At 70.7% G+C, this 24,825-nt stretch carries 24 protein-coding genes; 8 read left to right on the top strand and 16 right to left on the bottom strand.

Going from position 1 to position 24,825, the window contains the following annotated elements; genetic code table 11:
- Positions 1-6 precede the first annotated feature (6 nt).
- The 3 genes from VSH64_RS10105 to VSH64_RS10095 form a co-directional block, all read right to left on the bottom strand.
- On the bottom strand, positions 7-957 hold the full coding sequence (locus tag VSH64_RS10105; RefSeq protein WP_326835263.1) for an alpha/beta fold hydrolase: 951 nt from the start codon (positions 955-957) through the stop codon (positions 7-9).
- Positions 958-1,018: 61 nt separating this feature from the next.
- Positions 1,019-1,750 carry a TetR/AcrR family transcriptional regulator gene (locus VSH64_RS10100; protein WP_326835262.1) on the bottom strand — a complete coding sequence of 244 codons (732 nt, stop codon included), beginning with the start codon at positions 1,748-1,750 and terminating at the stop codon, positions 1,019-1,021.
- Positions 1,751-1,763: 13 nt separating this feature from the next.
- Positions 1,764-2,978 (bottom strand): FAD-dependent monooxygenase, encoded by a 1,215-nt coding sequence (locus tag VSH64_RS10095; RefSeq protein WP_326835261.1) that lies wholly within the window; start codon positions 2,976-2,978, stop codon positions 1,764-1,766.
- A gap of 235 nt (positions 2,979-3,213) precedes the next feature.
- Between VSH64_RS10095 and VSH64_RS10090 the strand changes: the two genes are divergently transcribed.
- Both VSH64_RS10090 and VSH64_RS10085 read left to right on the top strand, forming a co-directional pair.
- Entirely contained in the window at positions 3,214-4,389 is a 1,176-nt protein-coding gene (locus tag VSH64_RS10090) for an oxygenase MpaB family protein (RefSeq protein ID WP_326835260.1), read from the top strand.
- Positions 4,390-4,417: 28 nt separating this feature from the next.
- Positions 4,418-5,038, top strand: a complete 621-nt coding sequence (locus tag VSH64_RS10085; RefSeq protein ID WP_326835259.1) for a TetR/AcrR family transcriptional regulator — start codon at positions 4,418-4,420, stop codon at positions 5,036-5,038.
- 54 nt (positions 5,039-5,092) lie between these two features.
- Here VSH64_RS10085 and VSH64_RS10080 read toward each other — a convergent pair whose 3' ends face one another.
- The 3 genes from VSH64_RS10080 to VSH64_RS10070 all read right to left on the bottom strand — a co-directional run bounded on the left by VSH64_RS10080 (position 5,093) and on the right by VSH64_RS10070 (position 9,523).
- On the bottom strand, positions 5,093-6,676 hold the full coding sequence (locus VSH64_RS10080) for a GAF domain-containing sensor histidine kinase (protein ID WP_326835258.1): 1,584 nt from the start codon (positions 6,674-6,676) through the stop codon (positions 5,093-5,095).
- A gap of 236 nt (positions 6,677-6,912) precedes the next feature.
- Positions 6,913-8,076 (bottom strand): low temperature requirement protein A, encoded by a 1,164-nt coding sequence (locus tag VSH64_RS10075; protein WP_326835257.1) that lies wholly within the window; start codon positions 8,074-8,076, stop codon positions 6,913-6,915.
- 268 nt (positions 8,077-8,344) lie between these two features.
- Positions 8,345-9,523 (bottom strand): 1-aminocyclopropane-1-carboxylate deaminase/D-cysteine desulfhydrase, encoded by a 1,179-nt coding sequence (locus tag VSH64_RS10070; RefSeq protein ID WP_326835256.1) that lies wholly within the window; start codon positions 9,521-9,523, stop codon positions 8,345-8,347.
- On the opposite strand from VSH64_RS10070, the gene VSH64_RS10065 reads away from it, so the two are divergent.
- Complete coding sequence (locus VSH64_RS10065) at positions 9,497-10,399, top strand: LysR family transcriptional regulator (RefSeq protein ID WP_326835255.1); 903 nt, start codon at positions 9,497-9,499, stop codon at positions 10,397-10,399. The two genes, VSH64_RS10070 and VSH64_RS10065, sit on opposite strands and share 27 nt — an antisense overlap.
- A 52-nt stretch (positions 10,400-10,451) precedes the next feature.
- Here the strand turns inward: VSH64_RS10065 and VSH64_RS10060 are convergent, their stop codons facing one another.
- The 5 genes from VSH64_RS10060 to VSH64_RS10040 form a co-directional block, all read right to left on the bottom strand.
- Positions 10,452-11,774: an MFS transporter gene (locus VSH64_RS10060; protein WP_326835254.1), complete on the bottom strand. Its 1,323-nt coding sequence runs from the start codon at positions 11,772-11,774 to the stop codon at positions 10,452-10,454.
- 58 nt (positions 11,775-11,832) lie between these two features.
- Entirely contained in the window at positions 11,833-12,411 is a 579-nt protein-coding gene (locus tag VSH64_RS10055) for an NADPH-dependent FMN reductase (RefSeq protein ID WP_326835253.1), read from the bottom strand.
- Entirely contained in the window at positions 12,399-13,223 is an 825-nt protein-coding gene (locus VSH64_RS10050; RefSeq protein WP_326835252.1) for a tryptophan 2,3-dioxygenase family protein, read from the bottom strand. Before VSH64_RS10050 ends, VSH64_RS10055 begins: the two co-directional genes overlap by 13 nt.
- A 77-nt stretch (positions 13,224-13,300) precedes the next feature.
- Positions 13,301-13,843, bottom strand: coding sequence for a flavin reductase family protein (locus tag VSH64_RS10045; RefSeq protein WP_326835251.1), 543 nt, complete (start codon positions 13,841-13,843; stop codon positions 13,301-13,303).
- 128 nt (positions 13,844-13,971) lie between these two features.
- Entirely contained in the window at positions 13,972-14,898 is a 927-nt protein-coding gene (locus tag VSH64_RS10040; RefSeq protein WP_326835250.1) for a LysR substrate-binding domain-containing protein, read from the bottom strand.
- 254 nt (positions 14,899-15,152) lie between these two features.
- Here VSH64_RS10040 and VSH64_RS10035 point away from each other — a divergent pair, with 254 nt between their 5' ends.
- Positions 15,153-15,926: an SDR family NAD(P)-dependent oxidoreductase gene (locus VSH64_RS10035; RefSeq protein WP_326835249.1), complete on the top strand. Its 774-nt coding sequence runs from the start codon at positions 15,153-15,155 to the stop codon at positions 15,924-15,926.
- A 185-nt stretch (positions 15,927-16,111) separates the two neighbouring features.
- On the opposite strand, the gene VSH64_RS10030 is transcribed toward VSH64_RS10035, so the two are convergent.
- Both VSH64_RS10030 and VSH64_RS10025 read right to left on the bottom strand, forming a co-directional pair.
- On the bottom strand, positions 16,112-17,245 hold the full coding sequence (locus VSH64_RS10030) for a lactonase family protein (RefSeq protein ID WP_326835248.1): 1,134 nt from the start codon (positions 17,243-17,245) through the stop codon (positions 16,112-16,114).
- Between the two features lie 151 nt (positions 17,246-17,396).
- A complete protein-coding gene (locus VSH64_RS10025) occupies positions 17,397-18,344 on the bottom strand; it encodes an NADP-dependent oxidoreductase (RefSeq protein WP_326835247.1) in 948 nt (315 codons plus the stop codon).
- A gap of 313 nt (positions 18,345-18,657) precedes the next feature.
- On the opposite strand from VSH64_RS10025, the gene pdxR reads away from it, so the two are divergent.
- Positions 18,658-20,055, top strand: a complete 1,398-nt coding sequence (gene pdxR, locus VSH64_RS10020; protein ID WP_326835246.1) for a MocR-like pyridoxine biosynthesis transcription factor PdxR — start codon at positions 18,658-18,660, stop codon at positions 20,053-20,055.
- Positions 20,056-20,119: 64 nt separating this feature from the next.
- Here the strand turns inward: pdxR and VSH64_RS10015 are convergent, their stop codons facing one another.
- Positions 20,120-20,746, bottom strand: coding sequence for a TetR/AcrR family transcriptional regulator (locus VSH64_RS10015; RefSeq protein ID WP_326835245.1), 627 nt, complete (start codon positions 20,744-20,746; stop codon positions 20,120-20,122).
- A gap of 171 nt (positions 20,747-20,917) precedes the next feature.
- On the bottom strand, positions 20,918-21,547 hold the full coding sequence (locus tag VSH64_RS10010) for a TetR/AcrR family transcriptional regulator (RefSeq protein ID WP_326835244.1): 630 nt from the start codon (positions 21,545-21,547) through the stop codon (positions 20,918-20,920).
- A 793-nt stretch (positions 21,548-22,340) separates the two neighbouring features.
- Here VSH64_RS10010 and VSH64_RS10005 point away from each other — a divergent pair.
- Complete coding sequence (locus VSH64_RS10005; RefSeq protein WP_326835243.1) at positions 22,341-22,970, top strand: TetR/AcrR family transcriptional regulator; 630 nt, start codon at positions 22,341-22,343, stop codon at positions 22,968-22,970.
- A 96-nt stretch (positions 22,971-23,066) separates the two neighbouring features.
- A complete protein-coding gene (locus VSH64_RS10000) occupies positions 23,067-23,741 on the top strand; it encodes a TetR/AcrR family transcriptional regulator (RefSeq protein WP_326835242.1) in 675 nt (224 codons plus the stop codon).
- A 73-nt stretch (positions 23,742-23,814) separates the two neighbouring features.
- On the opposite strand, the gene VSH64_RS09995 is transcribed toward VSH64_RS10000, so the two are convergent.
- Positions 23,815-24,048, bottom strand: coding sequence for a hypothetical protein (locus VSH64_RS09995; protein ID WP_326835241.1), 234 nt, complete (start codon positions 24,046-24,048; stop codon positions 23,815-23,817).
- 191 nt (positions 24,049-24,239) lie between these two features.
- On the opposite strand from VSH64_RS09995, the gene VSH64_RS09990 reads away from it, so the two are divergent.
- Positions 24,240-24,680, top strand: a complete 441-nt coding sequence (locus VSH64_RS09990; protein ID WP_326835240.1) for a GNAT family N-acetyltransferase — start codon at positions 24,240-24,242, stop codon at positions 24,678-24,680.
- Positions 24,681-24,825 lie beyond the last annotated feature (145 nt).

Below are 24,825 nucleotides of genomic sequence, written 5' to 3'. Positions count from 1 at the left end.
ACGGGGTCAGAGTTCGGCGAGGAAACCCAGCAGCGCGTCGCGCACTTCGGCCGGCCGTTCGAGCTGCATCCAGTGACCGCCGCCTTCGAGGTTCAGCACGCCGCGCAGATCGGAGAGGACCTCGGGCAGGCGCTCGATGAACCCGGGCCCGGCGGCGGCGGGAATGAGGTCCCGCGTGGCGGTGACGAAAAACGACGGCGGCGTGATCTTCGCGTCGTGCCAGGCCGCGAGCTGCTCCCAGTTGCGGTCGAGGTTGCGGTACCAGTTCAGGAAGCTGGTGAACCCGGTTTCCTCGAACGTGGCGACCATGACCGCCAAGTCCTCTTCGGACAGCCAGCTCGGCAGCCCGGGCATCGCGTTCAGGGCGTCGAGCAGCCCCTCGCCGGGCGCGACCACCGGCACCAGGGACTCGAGCGGGACCTCGGGCGAGCGGTCCGCGAAGAACACCCGCATCGTCTTCTCCACGTCCCGCTCGAATTCCGCTTCGGCGACGCCCGGCTTTTGGAAGTAGTTCTGGTAGAAGCCCGGGCCGAACTTCTTTTCCGACACCGTCATCGGCGGTTCCGACGTCCGCCGCGGCGGGAGCACGCTCAAGGCCGCCACTCCCCTGATCACGTCGGGACGCAGCAGCGCGGTGTGCCAGGCCACGACCGCACCCCAGTCGTGGCCCACGATCACGGCTTCCTCCTCCCCCAGCGCGTGGATCAGGCCCACGACGTCGCCCGCGAGGTGGAAGATCGAGTACTGGTCGACCGCCTCGGGGCCGCGGGATTTGCCGGCGCCACGCTGATCCGGCGCCACCACGTGGTAGCCCGCGTCGGCGATCGGACCGAGCTGGTGGCGCCACGTGTAGCCGGAGTCCGGAAAGCCGTGCAACAGGATCACGAGCGGTCCGCTGCCCTGTTCGGTGATGTGCAGGGAAAGGCCGTTGACCTCGACGAAACGGTTTTTTGGCATGGTTGTACTCCAGTTCGAATGGACAAAATTGACGAGAAACCCTATGGGGGGAAGCGAAAAATCAGATCTCGACCGGAGCCAGCATGGCCCGCAGGGTGTCCCGCTGTTCGCCGAGCAAGCGCAGCGCGGCCACCGCGGCTGCTTCGGTCGAGCCCGAGTCCGAGCCCGAGTACGAGACTGCGCCCGACGGAGCGTCAGGAGGGTCGAGCAGCGCCCGCACCGTCGCCTCGAACACCGGTTTCAGGTCCGCGATCGGCTCGGTGCTGGTTCCGGTCACCAGCGTGAAGAACCCGGCCAGCAGGGCGCGCAACGCGTAGGCCTGGTGGTCGAGAGCCCAGTCGCGCCGGGCCATGCCGTGCTCGCGCCAGAGCTCGAGCAGGTCGCGCGACAGGACCCCCGGACCGAGGAGGTCGAGCAGCCGCCGGGTCTCCTCGTGTTCGGTCAGCAACCCGATCGTGTGCACGTCGGCCACCTGGACCGCGCGCACGAACGGGTGCTCCAGCGTGGACCGGAACAGCGCCCAGCACAGGCGGTGCGGCCGCGCGGCGTCGGCGTCGGCCTCGATGCCGGCGAGGTATTCACCGGTGGCGTCGAGGAAGTCGCGCGCCACCACTTCGGCGACCAGCTCTTCCTTGGTGCGCCAGTACAGGTAGAGCGTGCCCTTGCCGATCTGCGCCGCCCGGGCGATGTCGGCGACGCTGAGGCCCCGCACCCCGCGCCGCAGCAACGAATCCCGCGTCACCTTCAGGATGCGCGCCGCCTTGGCGGGATCGTGGCGGGTCGGCTCGGCCACCGGCCCTCCTCGGTCAAGCTGCGGCGACATCGACGTTCTTGACCATCATGCTCCGCGTGCGCTTGCGGCGGAGGATCGGTCCCAGAACCGGGTACCGCACGCCCCGCGCGGCCACCCGCCGGCCCAGCAGCTCCCGGGTGCCCGCCGGGTTGAACAGCACCCGCATCGGCCCGGCGCACTCCTGCCAGTGCGTGACGGAGGGCCGCAGCCGGGTCTCCCATTCGGTCAGCGCCGTTTCAAGGTCGTCCGGGTGCCGTTGCAGCATCGTGCCGAGCAGGTCCGCGCCGGCCAGCCCGGCCGACACGCCCATGCCCGCGTAGAGCGTGACGCACCAGGCCGAGTCACCGACCAGCACCACCCGGCCGCGGTGCCAGGAGTCCAGATGCACCTGCTCGGCCGAGTCGAACAGCAGGTCCTTGCCCGCCGCGTCGGCTTCGTCGAGCACGGCGCCGAGCAGCTTGCCGGTCGGTGTGCCGAACACCTCGCGCAGCCGGGTCGCCGGCGGTGAGGTGAACTCGGCGTCGACGTCGTCGGTCTTGTAGGTGAGCATCACCGTCGGGATCCGGTCCTCGAACCCGAACACCCACAGCGCCCGGTTCGGCTCCAGCAGCACGGCGCCGTCCTCCTGGGCGAGCCCGGGCAGCGGCCCGGACAGCTGGAACGCGCAGATCATCCGGCCGAACCGCTGCAGGTACCGCTCGTGCGGGCCGAAGACGAGGCGCCGCACGGTCGAGCGCAGCCCGTCCGCACCGACGACCAGGTCGAACCGCTCGGTGGTGGACGCGCCGCTCGTGGTGTCCTGCAGGGTCACGTCCACGCCGTCGGCGTCCTGCTCGATCTTCGTGGGCACGGTCGAGAACCGGATCTTGACGTCCGCGGGAAGGGCGTCGAACGCGGCGTTCTCGACGTCGCCGCGGAGCATGTGGTGCGGCCCCTGCGGGTGGTCGGAGAAGTTCGGCACTCGGGTGCGGTTGCCCCGCCGGTCGATCTCGTAGTGCGCGCGGTCGACGGACGAGCGGTCGGGCATGGCCGGCAGGAAGCCCAGCCGTCGAGCGCTCGCCCGGCCGGCCTCGTAGAGCAGGACGAAGTAGCCACCGGTGCGCCGCCCGGGCGCCCGTTCGACGATTTCGGGTTCCCAGCCGGCCTGGCGCAGCCGGACCGCGGTCGAGATGCCACTGATGCCGAGGCCGACGACCAGAGCGCGTCGCCTCTGTTGCTTGATCTCCATGCACTCAAGCTAGAACGAACTGACCAGATCAACCAGCTGGTCAGTGCGAGGGGTGGATCACGGCCCCGACCTGTCACGAACCGGCTTCCTGCGCAGTCGTCGCGCGCCCCCACGGGCGCGATGATAGGCCTTCATATGGTCACCTGACAATATTGTTCACGACACCTCGTGCCACTGGCTCGCCACCGATATATTGACACCTGACCATTTGATTTCACCCGACAGGGGACTCCCGATGCTCACCTCAGCCGGCCTCACCTGGCCCACCGGCCGCAGCCGCCGCTCGACCGTCGAAGCGCAGTTCGGCTCGACCCGCGCCGACCTGATCCACGCCGCCCTGACCACCGGCGATCCCCTGGCCGACGCCGTCGTCGACGAGATCGGCGAACACGGCCGCGACGTCCGGATCGCGCTCGGCGCCGGCCTCGAGCACGGCCTCGGCTCGCTGACCGACCCGCCGGCCGCCGTCGCCGCCCTGCTCAAGGACGCCGAGGCCACGCCGGACTACGTCGACGACACCCTGCTCGACGAGGGTTCGCGCCCCTACTTCACCAAGCCCGCCGCGGTCACCGCGATCTCCCTCTCGGCCGGCGCCCTCGTCCGCTCCTACCAGTCGCCGTCGATCTCCACCGTGCTGGCCATCACGGGCCGGCTGGTCGACGGCGCCCCGCGGCGGCTGTACGAGACGGCGCAGTGGCTCACCGCCGCGATGCTGCCCGGTTCGTTGCGCGTCGGCGAGCCGGGCTACGTCGGCACGCTCCAGGTGCGGATCCTGCACGCCTCGATGCGCCGGCTCGCCCGCACCCGCGGCTACGACGAGGCGGCGCTGGGCGCCCCGATCAACCAGGTCGACCTGGCCCGCACCTGGATGGACTTCACGCTCACGTCCCTGAGCGCGGAGCAGCTGATGGGCTTCGACATCACCCCGGCCGAGCAGAACTCGTTCTACCGCTACTGGTGGTACGTCGGGCACTTGATGGGCGTGGCCCCGGAACTGGTCGAAGGCATCACGAACAACGCCGAGGCCCGCCGCGTCGACGACCTCCTCCAGACCGTCACCGGCCCGCTGATCCCGGAGTCGGCCGTGCTGACCGAGGCCACCATCGCTTCGCTGGGCGCCCGCCTGCACGAGCTGGTCAACGTCCCGGAACGGGTCGCCGTCAGCGGCCTGCGGTCCCTCACCCGCCGCATCCACGGCGCCGGCCTCAGCCGGGAGCTCTCCGTGCCGCGGACCCCACTCACGGATCGGGTGCTGTCCGCCGCCGTGCCCCTGGTCGCGGCGCGGCGCGCCCGCCTGCGCGCGAACCCCGAGGCCTGGGACCGCGCCGTGCGCACCAACATCGAGGCGGCCCGCACCCGCGCCGCCAACCCCGACGGACGCACCGGCTACCAAACCCACGCCACCGAATGACCGGCCGCCGCTCAGTAGACTCCCGGCCATGACCGAGGCCAGCCCGAGACAGCGCGGACGCCCCCGCAAGGGCACGGCCCCGGCGTCGGTCGACCGGATCCTGGCCGCGGCCCTGCACGCCTTCGCCGTGCACGGCTACGACGGAGTGTCCATCCGGGACCTCAACCGCGAACTCGGCGTGAGCCACAACGTGGTCCACCAACGCTTCGGCTCGAAGGACCGCCTCTGGTACGCCGCGGTCGACTGGGGCTTCGGCAACGCCGTCGCCGAGGTCGCCGCGGCGGACCTGCCGGGCGCCGACCCGCGCACCCGCCTGCGCACGATGATCCGCACGTTCGTCGGCTTCTCCGCCCGCAACCCCGACCTCGGCAGCGTGATCAGCAACGAGGCCCGCCGCCCGGGCGAACGTCTGGAGTACCTTCTCGACCACTTCGTGCGCCCGATGCTCGCCGCCTTCACCCCGGCGTACGAAGAACTCCCGACCCGCGTCCCCCTCCCGACCCTCTACTACCTGATCACCACCGGCGGCGCCGCCCCCTTCACCAACGAGGGCATGACCCGCCGCCTCTTCGGCGACGACCCGTTCGAGCAGGAGGCGATCGACCGGCACGCGGACGCGATTTCCGAGTTGCTGGTGGGTCAGGGGTGATCGGTCCCGGGCCGCGGACGCACCCGGGTCGGGCGGCCTGACCCGCGCCGAGCGCTAGGTGAGCGGCAGGGCGATCTGCACGGTGGTTCCCCCGCCGGGCGGGCTGTCCAGCCACAACCGGCCGCCCAGTGCTTCGACCCGGTCGCGCAGGCCCACCAGCCCGGACCCGCCCGCGGGGTCGGCGCCGCCGCGGCCGTCGTCTTTCACGGCGACCAGCAGCCTTCCGTCGGCAACCGCGAGGTGGACGTCGCTCACGGTGGCGTCGGCGTGCTTGACGGTGTTGGTGAGGGCTTCGCGGACGACGTAGTAGACCGCGATCTCGACCGGTTCCGGAAATCGCGCCCGGGTGCCGATGTCGACCCGCACGGGCAAGCTGGCGCGGCGGGCCACCGCCCGCAACGCCGGCCACAGACCACCTTCCTCGAGCGCGGCGGGGTGGATGCCATGCGAGATCTCGCGGATTTCGTCGAGCACATTGGTCAGCTCGGCGACCACACCGTCGAGGCGCCGAACCAGCTCACCGTCGCCGCCCGAGGCCGAGAGCTGGGCCTCGCGCACCTCGAGGGCGAGGGACACGAGCTGCTGCTGCACCCCGTCGTGCAGGTCGCGCTCGATGCGGCGGCGCACGGTGTCGGAGGCGGCCACGATGCGCGCCCGCGACGCGCGCAACGCCGCTTGCGCCTCGGCGTTGGCCAGCGAGCTGCCCACCAGCTTGGTGAACTCGCTCAACCGGTCGGCGGTGTCCGCAGACAGCGGCCGATCCCGCACGGACAGGACACTCACGCAACCCCAGAGGCGACCCTCGACGTTGATCGGCGCGGCAGCCGCCGTGCGCACGCCCAGGACCCGGACCACCTCGGCCAGCTCACCGGACGAGGCCAGGTGATCGGCGATGCTCGCGGGCCGGCCGGTCTGCGAAACCAGGGCCGCCACGTGCCAGTCGGCGAGGTCGTACCGGGTGCCGACCGCGATCGGCACGGCCCCGTCCTCGGTTCGGCTCGAAGCGCCGACCACCACGGCCTGGCCGGCCGGGTCGAACCGGCTGAGAAACGTGAACTCGGCGTCCAGCACGCCACCGACCTCGGTGGTGACCGCGGCGAACACCTCCTCCGGCGGCACCGCCCGCGCGACCAGCGTCGCCACTCGCCGCAGCGCCGCCTGCTCCGCGGCGTACTGCCGCAGCTCCACCCGGGCCTGCGCGTTGGCGATCGCCGTCGCGACGAGTTCGGTGAAGCCGGACAGCCGCGTCTCGGTGTCGTCGGCCAACGGGTTCGGCCGGGTCGACATGACGACCACGGCGCCCCACAGCCGGCCCTGCACCCGGATCGGCGCGCCGACCGACGAGCCGTAGCGGTCGCGGATGTACACCGCCGATGGCCCGGAGGCGGTCGAGGCGTCGTCCAACCGGGCCGACCGGCCGGTCTCGTACACGAAAGTGATCGAGTTGCGCCCGCCCAGCTCGAACCGGGTCCCGATCGCGAACGGCACCCCGTGGCCGGTTCGCGCCCAGGTGCCGACCGCCGTGGCCGTGCCGGCCTGGTCGTAGCGGCTGATCGCCGTGACATCCGCGTCGACGACCCGCCCGATCTCCGCCGCGACCGCGGCGAACACCCCTTCCGGAGGCACAGCGGAGGCCACCAGCGCCGCCACCCTTCGCAGCGCCGCCCGTTCCTCGGCGATTCGCTCGCCCGTCTGCTCAGCCGTCGGGACCTCCGCGTCGGCAGCACCACGCGCCCGGTCCGCCGACACCCCACAGTGCGCGCGGCCCGCCCACCCGTCAAGGACCCGACGCGATCCCGCGGAGTGCGCACCGATGTCCCGATTGGACATTCCCGAGTTGCTGGTCCCCCGCACCGGACGCGACTCCCCGGCGATCAACCCGACCCGCCCTCCGTCGGTCGGCGCCAGACCAGGACGGCGACGGCGGCGGCGAGGAGCAGCGCAGTGAGGGCGAAGGGGATCGGGATGAGCGGGTCGACGAGGACGAGGAGGCCGGCGAGCGGCAGGGCGGTGTTGACGATGCGGTCGGCGTGGGGCCGGATCGCCAGGGCCCACACGCCGAGGACGAAGACGGCGAGCGGGATGGTGTAGGCGAAGGACGCGTAGGGCTGGTGCAGGGCGGTGTGTCCGGTGAGGACGTCGATCTCGGCCTCGATGCCGGCGGAGAAGGCGCCGGCGGCGGCGAAGAGGAAGAAGTGGCCGTAGACGTAGGCCAGGGAGCTCGCGACGTCCTTGATGGCGTGGTGGTGGGGTGGCCAGAAGTAGATCCACCACAGGGCCGCGGTGGCGATGAGGGTCAGCGCGGAGATGCCGATGAGCCGGCCGGGCGACTCGGCGTCGTGCAGGGCCTCGATGATCGCGTTGGCGGAGGCGAGCAGGCTTTCGCCGAGGAGGATGAGGGTGAACAGGCCGTAGCGTTCGGTGATGTGGTGGGGGTGCCACGGCGTGGTCCCGGTGCGCTCGGCGACGATCGGCACCACGATTTCCGCGGCGACGAGCACGATCAGCGCCACGGTGACCATCCCGGCAGGAAGCAGCAGGGACGCGAGCCACAGCACCTGGACCACGGAGATGCCCACCGCGTACCTGAGCGTGGCCCGGCGGGTGGGGCCCGACGCCCGAGACGCGCGGAGCCACTGCGTCACGAGTGCCGCGCGCATCACGACGTAGGCGATGATGAGGACCGTGTAGTCGTGCTCCTCGAAGGCGGGGCCGATGCCGGAGGCGAACACGAGCACGCCGCCCATCTGCACGATGGTGGTGACCCGGTACAGCCAGTCGTCGGTGTCGAACGACGTGGCGAACCAGGTGAAGTTCATCCAGGCCCACCAGATGCCGAAGAACACGAAGGCGTAGCTGAGGATCCCGTCGAGCACGTGGCCTTCGGTGAGCCCGTGGTGCAGCTGCCCGGCGGCGGTGCTCACCGCGACCACGAAAACGAGGTCGAAGAACAGCTCCAGCGTGGACGCGGCCCGGCCGGTCTCGTTCGGGTCGCGCGGCCGCATCGGGACGAGCCGGAGTCGGGAGTCGATGGTCATCACGTGGCTCTCTCTGCGGGCGAGCGCCCCGGACGCTCCGCCTTCGGCACGGCTCGGCCGGATCCGTCTGTCGACATCGGACGGACCCGGCCGCGTCGAACAATTCCACACCGGATCGCGGCGGGCCACTTCGCCCCGTTGCCAGGGAGACCATTTTCCTCGCCCGACAGCAGCGGAGCGCGCGACAATAACGAGAACGGCTCCACCATTAACGATGACGGGCCGGAATACCATTAAGCGGCCGGGGAACTGCGAAACCGAAGAAGACTCAGTCGGCGATGGGACCGACGACTTCGGGAATCTCGAACAGGTTGCCGGTGTCGCCGGTGTGCAGGAACGCGACGTTGCTGCCCGCCGGAATCCGCCCGCTGCGCGCGTGGTCGAGCAAGCCCGCGAGTCCCTTTCCGGTGTAGACCGGGCCGACGAACACGCCCTCGGCTCGGGCCAGTTCGCGGATGGCCGCCGTGCTTTCGGGAGACGCGACGGCGTACTCCTCGCCGATGAAGCGCTGGTCGATGTCGATCTCGGCGCGGATCGTCGCGTCGTCGGGAACGGGCGCGCCCAGGGTGGCCAGAACCGCCTTGGTCCGTTCGACGATCACGCCGGCGTTCATCCGGTCCTCGTCGTTCACCCGCTGGATGGAGATCGACCGGAACTTCACCGGGTGGCCCAGGCTCAGCTTCGCGGCCAGCATCCCCGGCAACGCCGTCCCGGTGCCGATCGTGTGGTAGACGTAGTCGAGTTCGACCCCCGCGGCGCCGGACTGCTCGAGCAACTCCCGGAACGTCAGCGCGTGGGCGATGAAGCCGTCGGGATGCGCACCACCGGTGCCCACCACGAGGACTTTGTGCCCCTGCGCCTCGAGTTCCGCCTTGCGCGCGGTGATCACCTCCAGGACCCGCGCGTCCTCGGCCGGCGAATGCCATTCGTTGCCGGCGACGTTGACCACGTGGGTTTCGACACCCATCGTCTTGTTGAGCAGGTAGTTGCCGCGGAACTCGCCGAGCTCGCCGTACCGCGACACGTTGCGCGTGAGCACCAGGACCGGCGTGATCCGTGCGCTCAGGCAGGCGGCGGCGAACTGCAGACCGGAGTTGGTCAGGAAGGCGCCCTGGGTGATCACGTGGGTCACGCCGGCTTCGAGCGCCCGCCCCAGGATGAACTCGGCCAGGCGCATCTTGCTCCCGCTGATCGCACTCGGGCCGGCCAGGTCCTCGCGCTTCAGGAAGAGGTTGATCCCGTACGCCGCCGACAGATTGGGCAAGGCGTGGAACGGAGTGGGGTAGAACCCGACGCGACGTCGGGGAAGTTTGTCGATGGCCGTGTCGAACTGCGTGAAGTCCATGCGTCCAGCGTCGGCCCGCCGCCGGATCAGTTCAAGCGATGATCTCTTCTCGGCCGATAAGGTATTCTTAACTTCATGGCCTGGCTGTTCGATCCGCGGCACCTGGTGACCCTCGAAGCCGTGGTGCGGCTCGGCTCGTTCGCCGCGGCCGCAGAGGAGCTGGGTTACACCCAATCCGCGGTGTCGCAACAGATCGCCGAGCTGGAACGGCGGGTCGGCGCGCGAGTCGTGGTCCGCCGGCCCGTCCGGGCGACCGAGGCCGGGCAGGTGCTGCTCGACACGGAGGCCGCGATCAGCACGTCGATGAGTCGCGCCGCCATCGAGCTCACGGCGCTCGCGGACGGAACCGCCGGCGAGGTGCGGCTCGGTGCGTTCATCTCGGCGGCGTCCTCCGTGGTCCCGCCCGCGCTCGCGCGCCTGCGCGCGAGCCACCCGGCCGTCCACATCGCACTGCGCGAGCTCGAGCAGCGCGAAACACCCGGGCTGCTGCTGCGGGGCGAGGTCGACCTGGCCATCACGTTCGACTACGACCACGCTCCCGAGCCGGCGCCGGCCGGGCTCAGACAGGAGCACCTCATGGACGATCCGATCATGGTCGTCCTCCCCGCCGGCCATCCCCTGGCGCGAGCCGACGCGGTCACTCCGGCCGATCTGCCGTCGGACGCGTGGATCACCACCGCGGTCGACGTCCGCGACCTGGCGGCGTCGCCCGTCGGCGGTCAGAGGGGAAGCGGGCATCGGCTGGACTTCGACGGCATGGACTTCCGCACCGCGCTCAACCTCGTCGCGGCGGGCCTCGGCGTCGCGCTGCTGCCGCGGTTGTTGCTGTTGGACGCTCCCGCGAACGTGGTGGTCCTGCCGCTGCGCGAGCCCACCCTCGTCCGCCGGCTCTACACCTGCCGGCTCGACACGAGAGGCGTGGCCGCGTCGGTGAAACGGCTGGAACTGGCCCTGCGGGAAGCGGCGGCGGAACTCTGAGGCACGCTTTTCCGGGCTTGGAGCGCGCCGCCGCGCCCCAAGCCCGGCAGCCTCAGTCCACAGTGGCCACGGTCGCCTCGGGACGCGCCACCGGCTTCTTGCGCCGGACGGACTCGGTCACCAGGAACACCGACACGAACGACACCGCGGCCATCAGGGCCAGGTACAGGGCGATCGCGTTGGCCGTGTGGAACTCGGCGAACAGCGAGGTGGCGATGATCGGCGCCAGCGCGCCCCCGGCCACGGCCCCGATCTGGTAGCCCACGGACACGCCCGAATACCGCACGCCGGCGCCGAACATCTCCGAGAACAACGCCGGGCACGGGCCGTAGGTCAGGCTGAAGACGACCTGCGCCACCACGAGCGCCAGGGTGATCAGCACGGGCGAACCCGTGTTCACGAGCAGGAACATCGGGAAACCCCACACCGCGAGCAGCACCGCGCCGGTGAGGAACACCCGCCGCCGGCCGATGCGGTCGGACAGCGCGGCGGCCGCCGGGATCGTGAGTCCCGACGCGACGGCCGACACGAGCACCGCCACCAGGATCGTGCCGCGCGGTACTGAAAGCGCTTGCGTGGCGTAGGACAGGATGTACACGGTCAGCAGGTAGTAGGCGCCACCGTTGATCACGGTCGCCCCGGCGGCCAGCAGGATCTGCTTGGGGTGCGAGCGCAGGAGTTCGAACAACGGCGCGCGCCGCCGGGTCTGGTTTTCCGGCGCCGCATGGGTTTCTTCGGCGCGCGACTGGGCGTAGAGCCCGACCCCGATCAGCACGATGCTGAGCAGGAACGGAATCCGCCAGCCCCAGTCGAGGAACGCCGCCGGCGAGACCGCGGCCGAGAGCACGAGGAACATCACGTTGGAGAAGATCAGCGCGATCGGTACCCCGAGCTGCGCGAAACTGCCGTAGAAACCGCGTTTGCCCTCCGGCGCCGACTCCGTGACGAGGAGGACGGCACCGCCCCACTGCCCGCCCAGCGCCAGGCCCTGGATGAGCCGCAGCACCACGAGCAGGATCGGCGCGGCCACGCCGAGGGTGGCGTACGGCGGCAGCAACCCGATCGCGGTGGTCGCCGCTCCCATGATCATCATGGCGGTGACCAGCGTCGGCTTGCGGCCGAACTTGTCACCGAAGTGCCCGAACACGGCCGCCCCCACCGGCCGGATCAGGAAACCGACGGCGAACGTGCTGAACGCGAGCAGCGTTCCCGCGACCGAATCGACCGAGGGGAAAAACAGCTTGTTCAGCACCAGCGCCGAAGCCGACGCGTAGATGAAGAAGTCGTACCACTCGATGGCCGATCCGGCGACGCTGACGAGGATGTTCTTTCTCATCTGCCGCGCCGTGCGGGCCGGTGGGGCGAGCTGGCTCATGGGTGAACTCCATTGTTCGGGTGGGGACTGTTCGGTGGGGACTTGCGGAACTACACGTTCAGCGGGCGAGCGAGGCGACCGCGCGGCGGTGCTCGATCAGGTCGACGAGGCCCTCGACCACGGCGGTGAGAATCGAGTGTGAAGGCGACCCGGCCGGCAGCTCGCCCTCGGCCAGGGCTTCGTGGGCGTGGGGCAGCACGAACTCCGGCTGGCCCACCACGGTCACGTCCATCTTGTGCAGCACCACGCGCAGGTTCAGCTGTGCGCGGATGGTGCCGAGCGGGCCCTTCGAAGCACCGATGATCGCCACGGGCTTGCGCTCGAGCACCGGGCCTTCTTCGACGGGCCGCGAAAGCCAGTCCAGTGCGTTCTTCAGCACGCCGGGCATGGCGCCGTTGTACTCCGGCGTCGCGACGAGCACGCCGTCGGCGGCGCGGATCCGGCGGCGCAGATCGGCGACCGCGGCCGGCGCCGGGTGTTCGTCGTCCTCGTTGAACGGCGGGATCGCCGCCAGGTCGGTGAACAGGTCGAACGCCAGCTCCGGCGGCGCGAGCCGCGCCACCGAGGTGAGCAGGCGGGTGTTGAGGGATTCCTTGCGCAGGCTTCCGGACAGCGCGAGGATCGTCAGGTCCGACACGGGTTCTCCACTCGGGCGGTTTCGGGGTCCAGGGACCACAGCTCGGGAAACGGGACTTCGGCGACCGTCTCGGCCAGCCAGCCGAGCCCGCTCGTGCCGTAGTAACCGGGGCGGTGACCGAACGTGCGCCTCGTGGCGACGAGGTGCAGGTGCTTGTACTCGGCGTAGCCCTCGGCGATCCGCATCAGGGCTTCACCGCAGAACCGCAGGTCCGCCAGGGCGGGGTCGCCGCCGTAAAAGACCGTGGTCCACGCGCGGGCCACGTCGGGGTGCGGTTCGTGCTGCGTCGAAGGGTCGCGGCGCAGCACTGCGTCCGGAATGGACAGACCCCGACGAGCCAGCAGCGCCACCACGTCGTCGTACACGCTGGGTTCGCCCAGCGTCGCCAGCAGCGCCGAGTGCTGGTCGGGCATCGACGCCACCGGGTCGGCGAGTTCGTGGGGGCGGATGCCGAGCAGGAACACCAGATCCCGGTACTTCCACGACTGCAGCGAAGACGACTTGCCGTGCGCGGCGCCGAGACCGTTCTTGATCGGCAGGAAATCCCCGACCGTCATCCACTCCAGCGACTTCCACGACGCGTTCAGGCCGAGGAAGTGGTCGGCCGCGCGCCGCAGCGCCGCGGCCGCCGCCGGGGTCTCGCCTTTGCGCAGGTGCTGTGCGGCGAAGCGCAGCTCCGTGCCGATCAGGCAGAAGTACAGCTCCTGCACCTGGCACACCGCGAGGAACGACCGCTCACCCTCCTCGTCGGTCACGGGCTCCTGCAACGTGTGCAGCACATCGGTTCTGAGATAGGAGTTGTACGCGGTCATGTCACTCCGGTTTCCTCGGGCGGGAAAGGACAGGTCGGGTTCTCGGGAATGTCGAGGTTCCGCACGCGCAAACCGCGTCAGAACCCGCCCTTGCCCCCGCGCGGAATGTTCTCGCCCAGCTCGAAGTACTTCGAGTGGTGGAAGATCAGCGGTGAGACATCACCGGCGTCCTTCGCCCCGAGGTCCACGACCTCGCCGACGAAGATCGTGTGGTCTCCCCCGTTGTAGACACCCCATTTGCGGCACAGGAACCAGGCCAGCGAATCCTCGATCACCGGGCAGCCGTCCCGCAGTTCCATCTCGACGTCGGCCGAGACCGCCCAGGGGCTGCGCGCGTAGAAGTCGGCGATCGCCCCCTGGCGGTTCCCCAACACACTGAGGCCGTAATAGCCGTCGGTCGCCTGCAGCAGTTCGTGCATGCGACCCGGTTTGTTGACGCTGACCGCGCACAGCCGGGGCTTCAGCGAAACCGGCGAAAACGAGCTGGCCGTCATTCCGTGCACGCCGTCGCCGTCCGGGATCGTGATCACGCTGACGCCGGTCGGAAAGTGCCGCAGTGCGTGCCGGAAAGCCAAGGCGTCGCGCCCGTCGGGAACGAAAGTGCTGGTGGGGACGGTCACTGCCGATCACTCCTCCTCGTGGGGCCGCGGGTCCGGCCGCCGGTAGGTCTGTCAGGCAGCATCCATCAGCGACCGCATACCGCGCCAATGCACGTTCTGCCCTCCGACATACCAGGAGCGGCATATCGCTAGCGCCCGACGAGCTCCCGCAGGATGTCGATCATGGCGCTCGCCGCGGGCGTGAGGTCGCGCCCCGCCGCCAGCGTGATGCCGACGCTGTGGCTCGCCAGGTCGAAGTCCGGGCCGAGGCTCACGACGCCGGCCAGTCCTTCGTGGATGGACACCGACAGCGCGGCGATCGAGTCCGTGGCCAGCAGCAGGTGCCGCACCGCGAGGTAGGAGGTCGTCTCGACCCGGTTGAGGGGAAGGGGAATGCCGTGGGCGCTGAAGAACTGGTCCAGCTCGCCGCGCAGACGAGCCTCGGAGTCGGGGAAGATCCACGGATAGCCCGAAAGCTCCGACGCGTCGATCCCTTCGCGCCCGGCCAGCGGATGCCCCTCGCGGACCACGAGCGACACGGCTTCCTCGTGCAGCGGCCGCCGGATGAAGTGCTCGTCCGTCGGCTGCGTCAAGCGGCCCACCACGAGGTCGAGGCGACCCGTCGCCAGCTCCGACAGCAGTCTGCGGGGCAGCGCCTCGGTGAGCTCGACGGTGAGGAGCGGATGCCGGGCCTTCAGGATCTCCACCGCCCGCGGGACCAGCGCGTTGGACCCGGTGAGGTGGATGCCGATCGCGACCGTCCCGCGATCGGCGTCCCGCAGCTGCGCCACGTGCTTGCCGGCCTGGCGGATCTGGGACACGACAGCGCGGGCGTGCGCGGCGAACGCCTCGCTGAACGGCGTGGGCGAGAGCCCCCTCGGGTGGCGGTCGTACAGCGCGACCCCGAGGATCTCCTCGAGTTCGCGCAGCGTGCGCGTCGCGGCGGGCTGGGTGATGTTCAGGTCGTCGGCGGCCGCCACCAGGGTGCCGCGCCGCGCGATCGCGTCGACCAGCAGCAGGTGCCGGATCTTCAGGCGGCCGTCGAGCAGGTTGGGCGTCATCACGGTGCTCGGCATACCGGGATGCACATGGCTCTGGCCCACGTTGGCATCGTCGAAACATACCCCAATCGGGTTGCGCCGGAGTGCGGGCGAAGGAGGACCGCAGGTCGAAGCATCCTTCGAGACGCGGACGATCTTGCTGCGCCGGCGCGGTGTTTCCGGTCCTCGGGGCGCTTCGGTAAGAACCGTCGCCCACTCGGCACGAACGTCTGATAGCCCGATCCGGGAATCACCCGGCGTCCGGATTTCGTGTGAAGGAGAAAGCGCTCATGAGCGAGAGTTTCGAAGGCCGGAAGGTCGTGGTCGTCGGTGGCAGCAGCGGCATGGGGCTGGCCACGGCCCACCAGGTGGTGGATGGAGGCGGCTCCGCCGTGATCACGGGCCGCGATCCCGAGCGGGTCAAGGCGGCCGTCGACGCGTTGTCGCTGAAGGGAAAGGCCTGGGGCATCACGACGGAGCTGACCGATCGCGAGCAGGTACCCGAGGTCCGCAAGCAGCTCGCCGCCGAACACGCCGACGCGAACCTGCTCGTGAACGCGGCGGGGTTCTTCATCCCGAGGGCGTTCAGTGAGTACGACGAAGCGTTCTACGACTCGTACAACGAACTGAACCGAGCACTGTTCTTCATCACCCAGACGGTCGTCGACGGCATGGTCGCGGCCGACAAGGGCGGCGCCATCGTGAACGTCGGCTCGATGTGGGCCCACCAGGGCATCGCGGCGACCCCGCACACCGGGTACTCCGTGCAGAAGGGTGGCATGCACTCGTTCACCAAGGCACTCGCGATCGAGCTCGCGCCGCATCGGATCCGGGTCAACGCGGTCGCTCCCGCGGTGGTCAAGTCGCCCCTGTACCTGGGCTTCGTGCCGCAGGACAAGTTCGACGAAACGGTGGACAGCTTCGCCGGCGTGCACCCGCTGGGCCGGGTCGGCACCCCGGAGGACATCGCGAACGCCGTGTCGTTCCTGCTGTCGGACAAGGCGAGCTGGATGACCGGCGCGATCGTCGACGTCGACGGCGGCGTGATGGCCGGCCGCAACTGACCCGGGACCGGTAACTCCGGGACCTCGACGTCCGTCGGCGCTGCGTGCGAGCCCAGCCCCGACGGGCGTCCGGAACCGGCGGCGCACCCGCGGTGCCGGAATTCCTTGCGCCCCAGGGCAGAACGGGTGGGCGCCGGTGCCGGCACCCACCCGTCCGTCAGTCGACCAGGCAGCCAACCAGGCCGTCAGGAGGCGACGATGCCCTCGCCACCGACCGCGTCCGGCACCACGACCGTGCCGACCGAGGTGAGGCCGCCGTCGCGCCCGATGCGGAACGCGTCGACTTCACCGTCCTTTCCGGCCTGGGCGTAGAGGAACTTGCCGTCGCTGGAAGCGGTGAGGTCGATCGTGCCGGCGGAAGCCGGCGTCTGGCCGATCAGGTCGAGCCGGCCGTGGCCCACGGAGTAGGTCGTGATGGTCCCGCTGCCGGCGTTGGCGGCGTAGGCGTAGTCGCCCACGACCGTGATCCAGCAGGTCGCGGCCTGGCCGGTGGCCACGGTCTCCGACACGGTCGCCCGGCCGGCCTTGTCGAGGCGGACCGAAGCGACCGCGTTCGGGCCCGCTTCGGTGAGCAGGACCCGGCCGCCGCGGTCGAAGGCGAAGCCGAACGGAACCGAGCCGGCACCGGTCGAGGTGACCGTCGGCTTGGCGGACAGCCCGAGCAGGGTGTTGACCGAGTAGACCATCAGGCTGTCGCCGACGGCCTTGGTCGCCACCACGAGGTGCGATCCGTCGGGCGTGAACTGGACCTGGGCGGGGGTGTGGGTGAACTGCGGTGCGGCGGTGGGGTCGAGCCCGAGCGCCCGGTGCTGGCCGGGCAGCGGGACGAGGTGACCACCGAGGTTCCAGTAGCCCTGCAGCGAGCCACCGTCCAGCGCGTTGAGGACGTAGACCCGGTCACCGTGCACGGCGACGCTCACGGGGAAGCGGCCGCCGGAGGAAATGGTCTGGATCCGGATCAGCCGGGTGCCGCGGACCGCGAACACGGTCACGGTGTTGCTGCCGGAGTTCGTCGCGATCAGCACTTGGTGGCGCTGGTCGTACGCGAGCGAACCCTGGGAGGCCTGGTGGTCGACGACCGACCCGTCCAGCACGCCGCCGAGGCCACCGGTCCGGTAGACCGCCGCCTGCTTCAGCGTCCCGTCGGAGGAGCGGTCGTAGGCGACGACGGCGTTGCCCGTCGTGCTGTCGGTCTGCACGAACACCGCACCGCTGTGTCCCTGCGCCGTGGAGGCCGAGGCCTCCGGAGCCGCGATCGTGACGGCCGCCAGAACAGCGGCAGCCCCGAGCGCGGCACGGGTGATGATGTGTCTTGCCATTCTGTTGTCGGTTCCTTGTCTGTGCACTCGCCGTTTCCTCGTACGGGTGACTAGGTGTCGGCCCCTCGCGCTGTCTTACCGACCGCTTCGCGATCGGCCCTCAGTGCGGTTTTCCGGGGTACGAACGGGCACTCAGGGGAACGGCGAGCACTCACATCCCGGTGCGTTCCGGCGCGATCCGAAGGACGACCGGACCACCCTTGGCCCCGGAGACCGCGCGCTCGAGCGCCGTCGCCGCCTCGGCCAGCGGCAGGACGTCGCCCACCGACAAGGTCAACCTTCCGTCACCCAGGAGCAGGCAGAGCTCCTCGAGCTGGGTCGAGTCCGGACGCACGTAGACGTCGGCGACACTGATGCCGCGCTCGGCCGCCGGCGGGTCACCGGTGATGGTCGCCATCCGGCCGCCCTGCCGCACCACCAGCACGGTTTCGGCGCTGCCACCGGAAACGGCGTTGACCGCGGCGTCGACACCCGCGCCGCCGGTCAGCTCCCGGACGCGATCCGGCCAGCCGCCGTCGTGGTAGTCGAGGACCTCGGCCGCGCCGGCCTCCTTCACGCGAGCGGCGCTCGACGGTCCGGCGGTGGCGATCACCCGGACCCCGCGCAGCGCGGCGAGCTGCACCGCCAGGCCACCGGTCGTCCCCCCGGCGCCGTGGACGAGCAGCGTCTCGTTCTCGGCGACGCCGAGCGCTTCGGTGAGCACCTGCTCCGCGGTCAGCGCGGGAACCGCGAACGCCGCCGCCGTCTCCCACGGCACGCCGAGCGGCTTGTGCACGACCAGATCGGCGTCCACGACCACGCGCTCGGCCCAGCAGCCCTGGTGGCGCAGCGGAACCGGGTGGCCGAGCACCTCGTCACCCGGCCTGAGGTTCGTGACGTTCGCACCGACCGCGACGACCGTGCCGGCGACTTCCACGCCGAGCGCCATCGGCGGGGTCAGCCCGACGTTCCACGCCCCGGCCCCGACGATGCCGTCCCAGTTGCCGACACCGGCCGCGGCCACCTCCACCACCACTTCCCCGGGACCGGGGCCGGCGGGCTCGGTGAGGTCGAGCACCTCGACCGGGCCACCGATCTCACGCACTCCAGCGGCACGCATCAAATGTTCTCCTTTTCACTTCGATCAATCCGATGTTTTCCGGGTCACTCGGCGATGAGCGCCACTTCCTCCGCACCACCAAAGGCGAACGCGGCCGGACGCTGTCAGACCCGCGTCACCACTGTCCCAGGCGCACCGATCGGCCGTGTCGGATCGCCGACGCACCAACAGGGATACGCACTGGGCTTCGGGTCCCGGATCCCCGTCGACGCGGGTATCCGCGCGCGTGGTCGCGTCCACGCAACCACAGTAGTCACCATTCGGACCCGTGATAGAGTCCAATTCCCCGAAAGAAACGGGTACCACTTCCGGAATGGAACTCCTGCTCCCGGTCGAACTGTCGGCACCCGGACAGCCACGCCGCGTTCAGCTCGAAAGCGCCCTGCGCGAGGCGGTGCGGGGTGGCCGGCTGGCGGCCGGCCAGCGGTTGCCCGCGAGCCGGGTCCTGGCCGAAGACCTGGGGATCTCGCGGCGCCTGGTGGTCGAGGTCTACACGCAACTGGCGGCCGAGGGCTACCTCGTCAGCCGGCCCGGCTCGGGCACCTGCGTTTCCGACCTGTCCCTGCCTCCGACGACCGAGGTGCCCGACGCTCTCCGGCCGGCCGACGGCGTGCCGCGCTGGGACCTGCGCCCGGGTATTCCGACGCTGTCGGCGTTTCCGCGCCATCTCTGGCGACGAGCGTGGACGGCCGCGCTGGCGTCCGCGGCGGACTCCGATCTGGGTTACCCCGACCCCGCCGGACATCCGCACCTGCGCCGGGTGCTGGCCGACTACCTCGGCCGGGTCCGCGGGGTCGACGCCGAGCCCCGGCGGCTGGTGATCTGCGCGGGTTTCACCCAAGGTCTCCACCTGCTCGCCCACACGCTGCGGGCCCGCGGCGCCCGGACCGTCGCGGTCGAGGACCCCGGCCTGCCGCACCGAGCGGCCGTCCTGCGCCAGGCCGGCCTGGCCGTGCTGCCCGTGCCGGTCGATGCCGACGGGCTCCTCGTGGAGCACCTGCCCGAGCGGGGCGTCGACGCGGTGCTGACCACCCCGGCCCACCAGTTCCCGACCGGCGCGATCCTGGCACCGGCCCGCCGGGAGGCACTGCTGGCCTGGGCCGGAAGATGCGGCGCGGTGGTCGTCGAAGACGACTACGACGGGGAGTTCCGCTTCGATCGACGCGCCGTCGGCTGCCTGCAAGGCCGCTCGCCCGACCGGGTCGTCTACCTCGGATCCACCAGCAAAACGCTCGCCCCGGCGGTCCGGCTGGGCTGGCTGGTCTGCCCGGCCGAACTGCACACCGAGCTGGTGGCGACCAAGTTCCTCGCCGATCACGGCAGCCCGACGCTCGATCAGCTCGCGCTGGCCCGGCTCGTCGAAGCCGGCGACTACGACCGGCACATCCGCGCCGCGCGCACCCGCTACCGGACCGCCCGGCACGCACTCGACCTGGCGCTGCGCCGCCATCGAGTGCCCCTGCGGCTGGTCGGGACAGCCGCCGGTGTGCAGACCCTCGCCACCCGGCTCGACGACACCCACCCCGACGAGGTGACCGCGCGCGCCCGCGCGATCGGGATCGCCTTCGACTCCATCACCCGCTACCGGCTCGGCCCGGACCCGAACCCGGACGGGGTGGTGCTCGGCTACGGAAACATCGCGCCGCACGCCCTGGACGAGGCCATCGGGCTACTCGCCGCCGCACTCGGGCCGGCCGGCCGCGCCGGATGAGAAAGGGTCCGTCGGGTCCAGTCCGGGGAGCTGGGAGATGGGAGCGGGGAGCGGGGAGCGGCGGTCAGGCCTTGAACGCCCGGATGCAGTCGATCGCCATGTCCAGCGCGACCTTCATCGGCGCGACGTCCTGTTTGGTCTGCGCGAGCAGGTACCCGCCCTGCAGGGCCCCGATCAGCCCGATCGCGAGCCGCTGGGGATCGGTGTCCGGCCGCAGCTTGCCCGCGACGCGCATCCGCTCCAGACCGTCCGCGACCAGACCTTCCCACCGCTCGAAGTGCGAGGCGAGCTCCGACCGGGCTCGTTCGTTGCGGTCGGACAGCTCGCTCGCCATCGAGCCGAGGGGGCATCCGTAGGCACCGTTGCGCAGGGCGTTGTGCTGGAGCACCGCGTCGCGCCACCGTTCGAGACCGCGCATCGAGTTCAGGCGGCCGAGCTGCTCCTCGTGCCAGGCGAGCAGGACCTGCGCCCGGCGGCCGATGACCTCCTGGACCAACGCGTCCTTGTCCTCGAAGTGGTGGTAGAGCTGCGACTTGCTCGTGCCGCTGGCAGCGCGCACGTCGTCGAGGGTGGTCGCGGCCACGCCCTTCACGGACATCAGATCGACGGCCGCTTCCAGGATTCGGGCGCGAGTCGCCTCACCCCGCGCCGTCAGCCGGGTAGACCGCACCGCGCGCTCCGGTTCTGCCACGGTGACAGGTTACCGCACGCACACCTGCGACGACGGACACGACAGCCACCCCGGCCCGTCCTCCGCCGAGGTCAACGAGGACCGGTGGGGCCAGAACGGTGGCCCCGGCCGGCAGGGCGGCCGGCCTCGAGCACCACCGCGCGACGCCCGCGCCGGAGCGCTCCGAGCCGATCACCGACCGGGCGTGGCCAGGACGTGGCGGAGCATGATGTCGAACGGCTCCAGCACGTCGCGTGACGTGCCCGCCTTCCGGAACCGGCTCATCGCACCCACGAGTGAACCCATGACCGCGGTCGCCAGCTCCGCCGGCCGCGCCCCGGACGAGAGCTCGCCGCGATCGAGCAGCCGCAGGAAGGCGCCTTCGAGCGCGGACTGCCACGGCCCGAGGCTCCTGGCCAGGTCCTGCCCGGCTCGGCCGTCGCGCCCGGTCAGCTCGTGCACGACGATGCCCAGCGGGTATCCGGCGGAGATCCAGGTGGCGCGATAGCGGGCCACCACCTCGTCCCGCCACCGGTACAGATCGTCGTGGCTCACCGCCGCCGCGAGCCGACGGCCGGGCTCCTCGAAGACGTCACGAACCTGGACCCGCACGACCTCGCCGACGAGGGCCTCGACGTCCGCGAAGTACCCGCGCAGCCACGAGCCGCTCACCCCGGCCATGCCCGCCACCACCCCGAGTTCCGCGGCCCGCAGCCCGCGCTGGCACAGCAGCTCCACCACCGCGGCGAACACCCGCCGCCTCGCGGCGTCGTCGGCCACGGACTCGAACGCCGTCTCGTCCCCGGTGCCCTCACCGGTCATGACCCGGCCTTCCGGCCCGGCCGACCGACCACACCTGCCCGCACGACTTTCTCTGGACTATCAGGTCCCTTTCTTCGCCTTTGGCCGAAAGGTGCCGCTCGGACGCTGCCTGCGCTCGCCATGATCCCCACTGCGGCACTTCCCGGGAAATAGGGGCACGACTTGCGGATGTTCGGGCACAGCGTCGAAGCAGCAGCACTCCCAGGTCCAGCATGCTGCCACCGTATACTGGACCTTCAGGTCCAAGCAAAGCGTCGGCCGCCGCGCGCTGTGACCGGCGGCAGCGGCCCCGGGCCGGTGGACGCGGCCCCCTCCGCGCACAGCCTCATTCGCTGATCGACGTCGTCCTGGGTGCGACCCGGGCAGGATCGCCGAACCGGATGATCAGCGTCGCCGCCGGCCCGCCATCCGGCGACGCGGTCGGCGATGGACCACCGCCGAAAGGAATCGGTAAGGTCGGCTCCTCCGCCGCGACGGATCTCGAAGGCGCGGCTCGACAAGACCGCCTGCCGACCCCACCGCCGCGAACGAACCGTCCCCGGCCCGCCGCTCATCCGTCCCGACCACGGACTCGGACACCAGGGCGACTACCAGCAAGGATGCCGGTTCCCGCGCCGGTGCGGCGCCGCCCGCCGAGCAGCCGACCGCCGGCCTCGCCGCGCACCGGCGCGCGAGGCGCCCCGGCCACCGGCATCCGGGCGGGTCGCCGCGGGGCCGAGTGCGCCGTCCACGAGGACCGAGCGGTCCAGCTGGTGATAGGTCGCCGGTCACACTGTGCGGTAGCCTGACGGCCGTGGAGGAACCGGAGGGCACGACGCAGAAGACCCGGCTGACCGCCCGCGGCGCGGCGACCCGGTCCCGCATCGTGCAGGCGGCAGTGGACTTGATCCAGGTCAAGGGGGTCGCCTCGACCACGCTCGACGACGTCCGCGCCGCCAGCAGCACGAGCAAGTCGCAGCTCTACCACCACTTCCCCGACAAAAAGGCCCTCGTGCGCGAGGTCGTGGCCGCGCAGGGCGCCCAGCTCATCGCGCGCCAGGAGGACCAGCTCCGGCGGTTGAACTCGATCCGCGGCCTCGAACGCTGGCGCGACGCGCTCGTGCAGCGCGCCTCGCTGCGCGACGGCGCCTACGGTTGCGCCATCGGCTCACTGGCCGCCGAACTGGCCGATCGGGACCAGGAAGCCCGCTCGATGCTCGCGAAGTACTTCGAGATCTGGGAGGAGCTCCTGGCCGAGGGGCTCACGCGCATGCGCGCCTCCGGCGCCCTGCGCCGGAACGCTGATCCCGAAAAGCTCGCCACCTTCCTCGTCGCCGCACTGCAAGGCGGTTACCTGCTCGCGCAGACGGCGCACTCGACCGAGCCCCTGAAGCTCACGCTCGACCTGGCGATCGACCACATCCGCACGTTCCTGGCCCAGTAGGCGGCCCCGCACCGAGGTCCGGCAGTGGACCTGACCGTCCAAAACTCTTGCGGGCCGAGGTGTACTGGGCATCGCTCGTCCGCTAGTGTTCGGAGCATGTCGGGTGACCAGACCGGGATGCGCGTCGAGGATGCCCCGGAACCGCACCGGCTGGTGGTGACAGCGGCGATCGACCTGCTTCGCGAGCGTCAGCTCGGGGAGCTCACCTTCGCCGACGTCAGAGTGGCCAGCGGTGTTCCCGAGGCACAGCTGCGGCAGGCTTTCGAAAGCGAAGACGCCCTGTTCGAGGCTGTTGTCCACGCACAGGTGGCGGGTGTGCTGGCCGCACAGGAACCGTTGCTGGCGGGCGTGCGCTCGCTGTCCGATCTCCAAGCCTGGCGCGACAACCTCGTCGAGGAGAACCGGGTGAGCGGCGGTGCCGGCGGCTGCCCGATCGGGTCGCTCATCGGCGAGCTCGCCGGACGCCACGACCGCGGTCACCGCGCCCTCGTCGCCGGGTTCGCGACGTGGGAAGGACTGCTCGCGGCAGCGTTTCGCCGGATCCAGGAGAACGGTGAGCTCGCCCCGTGCACCGACCCGGACACGATCGCCACCGCCGTCATGGGTGCACTGCAGGGCGGGTTCCTGCTCTCCCGGACCACCCGTGATCCCGGTCGGCTCGCGACGGTTCTCGACGTGTCGCTCGATCACCTGAGGATGCTTTCCCCGCGCTCCCGTTCCGGACCGGGCAGTCCACTCACTCCCCCGTCCTCGAGCGAAGTACCCGGCTGACCCGGTTCCGGCCCGATCAGGCCGGGCCGCCGGCCCTCCGTCGCGACGCGGTCGTGGCCGGCCAGGCAGCCGGTCAGAACGGTTCGTCGGCGCCGAATTCCCGCAGGGCGCGCACCAGTGCCTCGTGATCTCCCGAGCAGGCGCAGCACGACTGCAGATGTGTTGCCAGACCCGGATACCGCGCTTCGGGGTGCTCCCCGGCCGCCGCCATTTCCGCGTAGGTGTGGAGCGCGTCGAGAGCGAGGTCGCACCCGACGTCCCGCGGGTCGGTCCGCAAGAAGTCGTCCAATGCGTCGCAGTTGCTCATGCCTTGCCTCGAGACTGGTCATTTCGTGGTGATCGCCACGAACCTTGGGTGCCTGGCGGCGACTCGCCCCTTGCGGTCCTGGACCGTTAGCACCCGCTCTTCGATGGTTCTTACGAGTGAGAACGCCGTGCCGCGAACGGATCGCGCCGGAACACTGGTCACTTCGGACACTCGCGGCCCATAATGGCGGAGTGATCGAGATCAGCCCGCTGCGGGCGGAAGACCGTGACCGCTGGGAAGAATTGGCGCGTGGCTACAAGAAGTTCTATCGGACCGACGTGTCGCCCGAGGAATACGACCAGACCTGGCAACGACTCCTGCAGGCCGAGGAAGTGTTCGGCTGCGCCGCCCGGCTCGACGACGGACAGCTCGTCGGCATCGCGCACTACCTGTTCCACGCCAACCCGTGGGCGCCCCGCTCGTGTTACCTGCAGGACTTGTTCGTGGACGAGACCGTGCGCGGTCACGGCACCGGGCGACTGCTGATCGAGTACGTCGCGCAAGCGGCCCGCGACAGCGGCGCGGCCCGGCTGTACTGGCAGACCAAGCAGGACAACGATCGGGCCCGGCTGTTGTACGACAAGGTCGCCACTTTTCGCGGGTTCATCAGCTACGACTACCCGCTGAAGTGAGAGCCGAACTCTCCCGCACCCGCTCGCGCTGGTGACCCGGTGTACGCGATCACCGGAAACCACCGGCCGGCACCGATGTGCGGTGTGCTCGTGGACCGCCCGGCCCGCCGACGACAGGGAATCACGTCGGCGGGCCTCGGTGCCG

It is taken from the genome of Amycolatopsis rhabdoformis (assembly GCF_035918295.1).
Taxonomy (GTDB): Bacteria; Actinomycetota; Actinomycetes; order Mycobacteriales; family Pseudonocardiaceae; genus Amycolatopsis; species Amycolatopsis rhabdoformis.
This window is presented reverse-complemented; position numbering and strand designations above follow the sequence as displayed.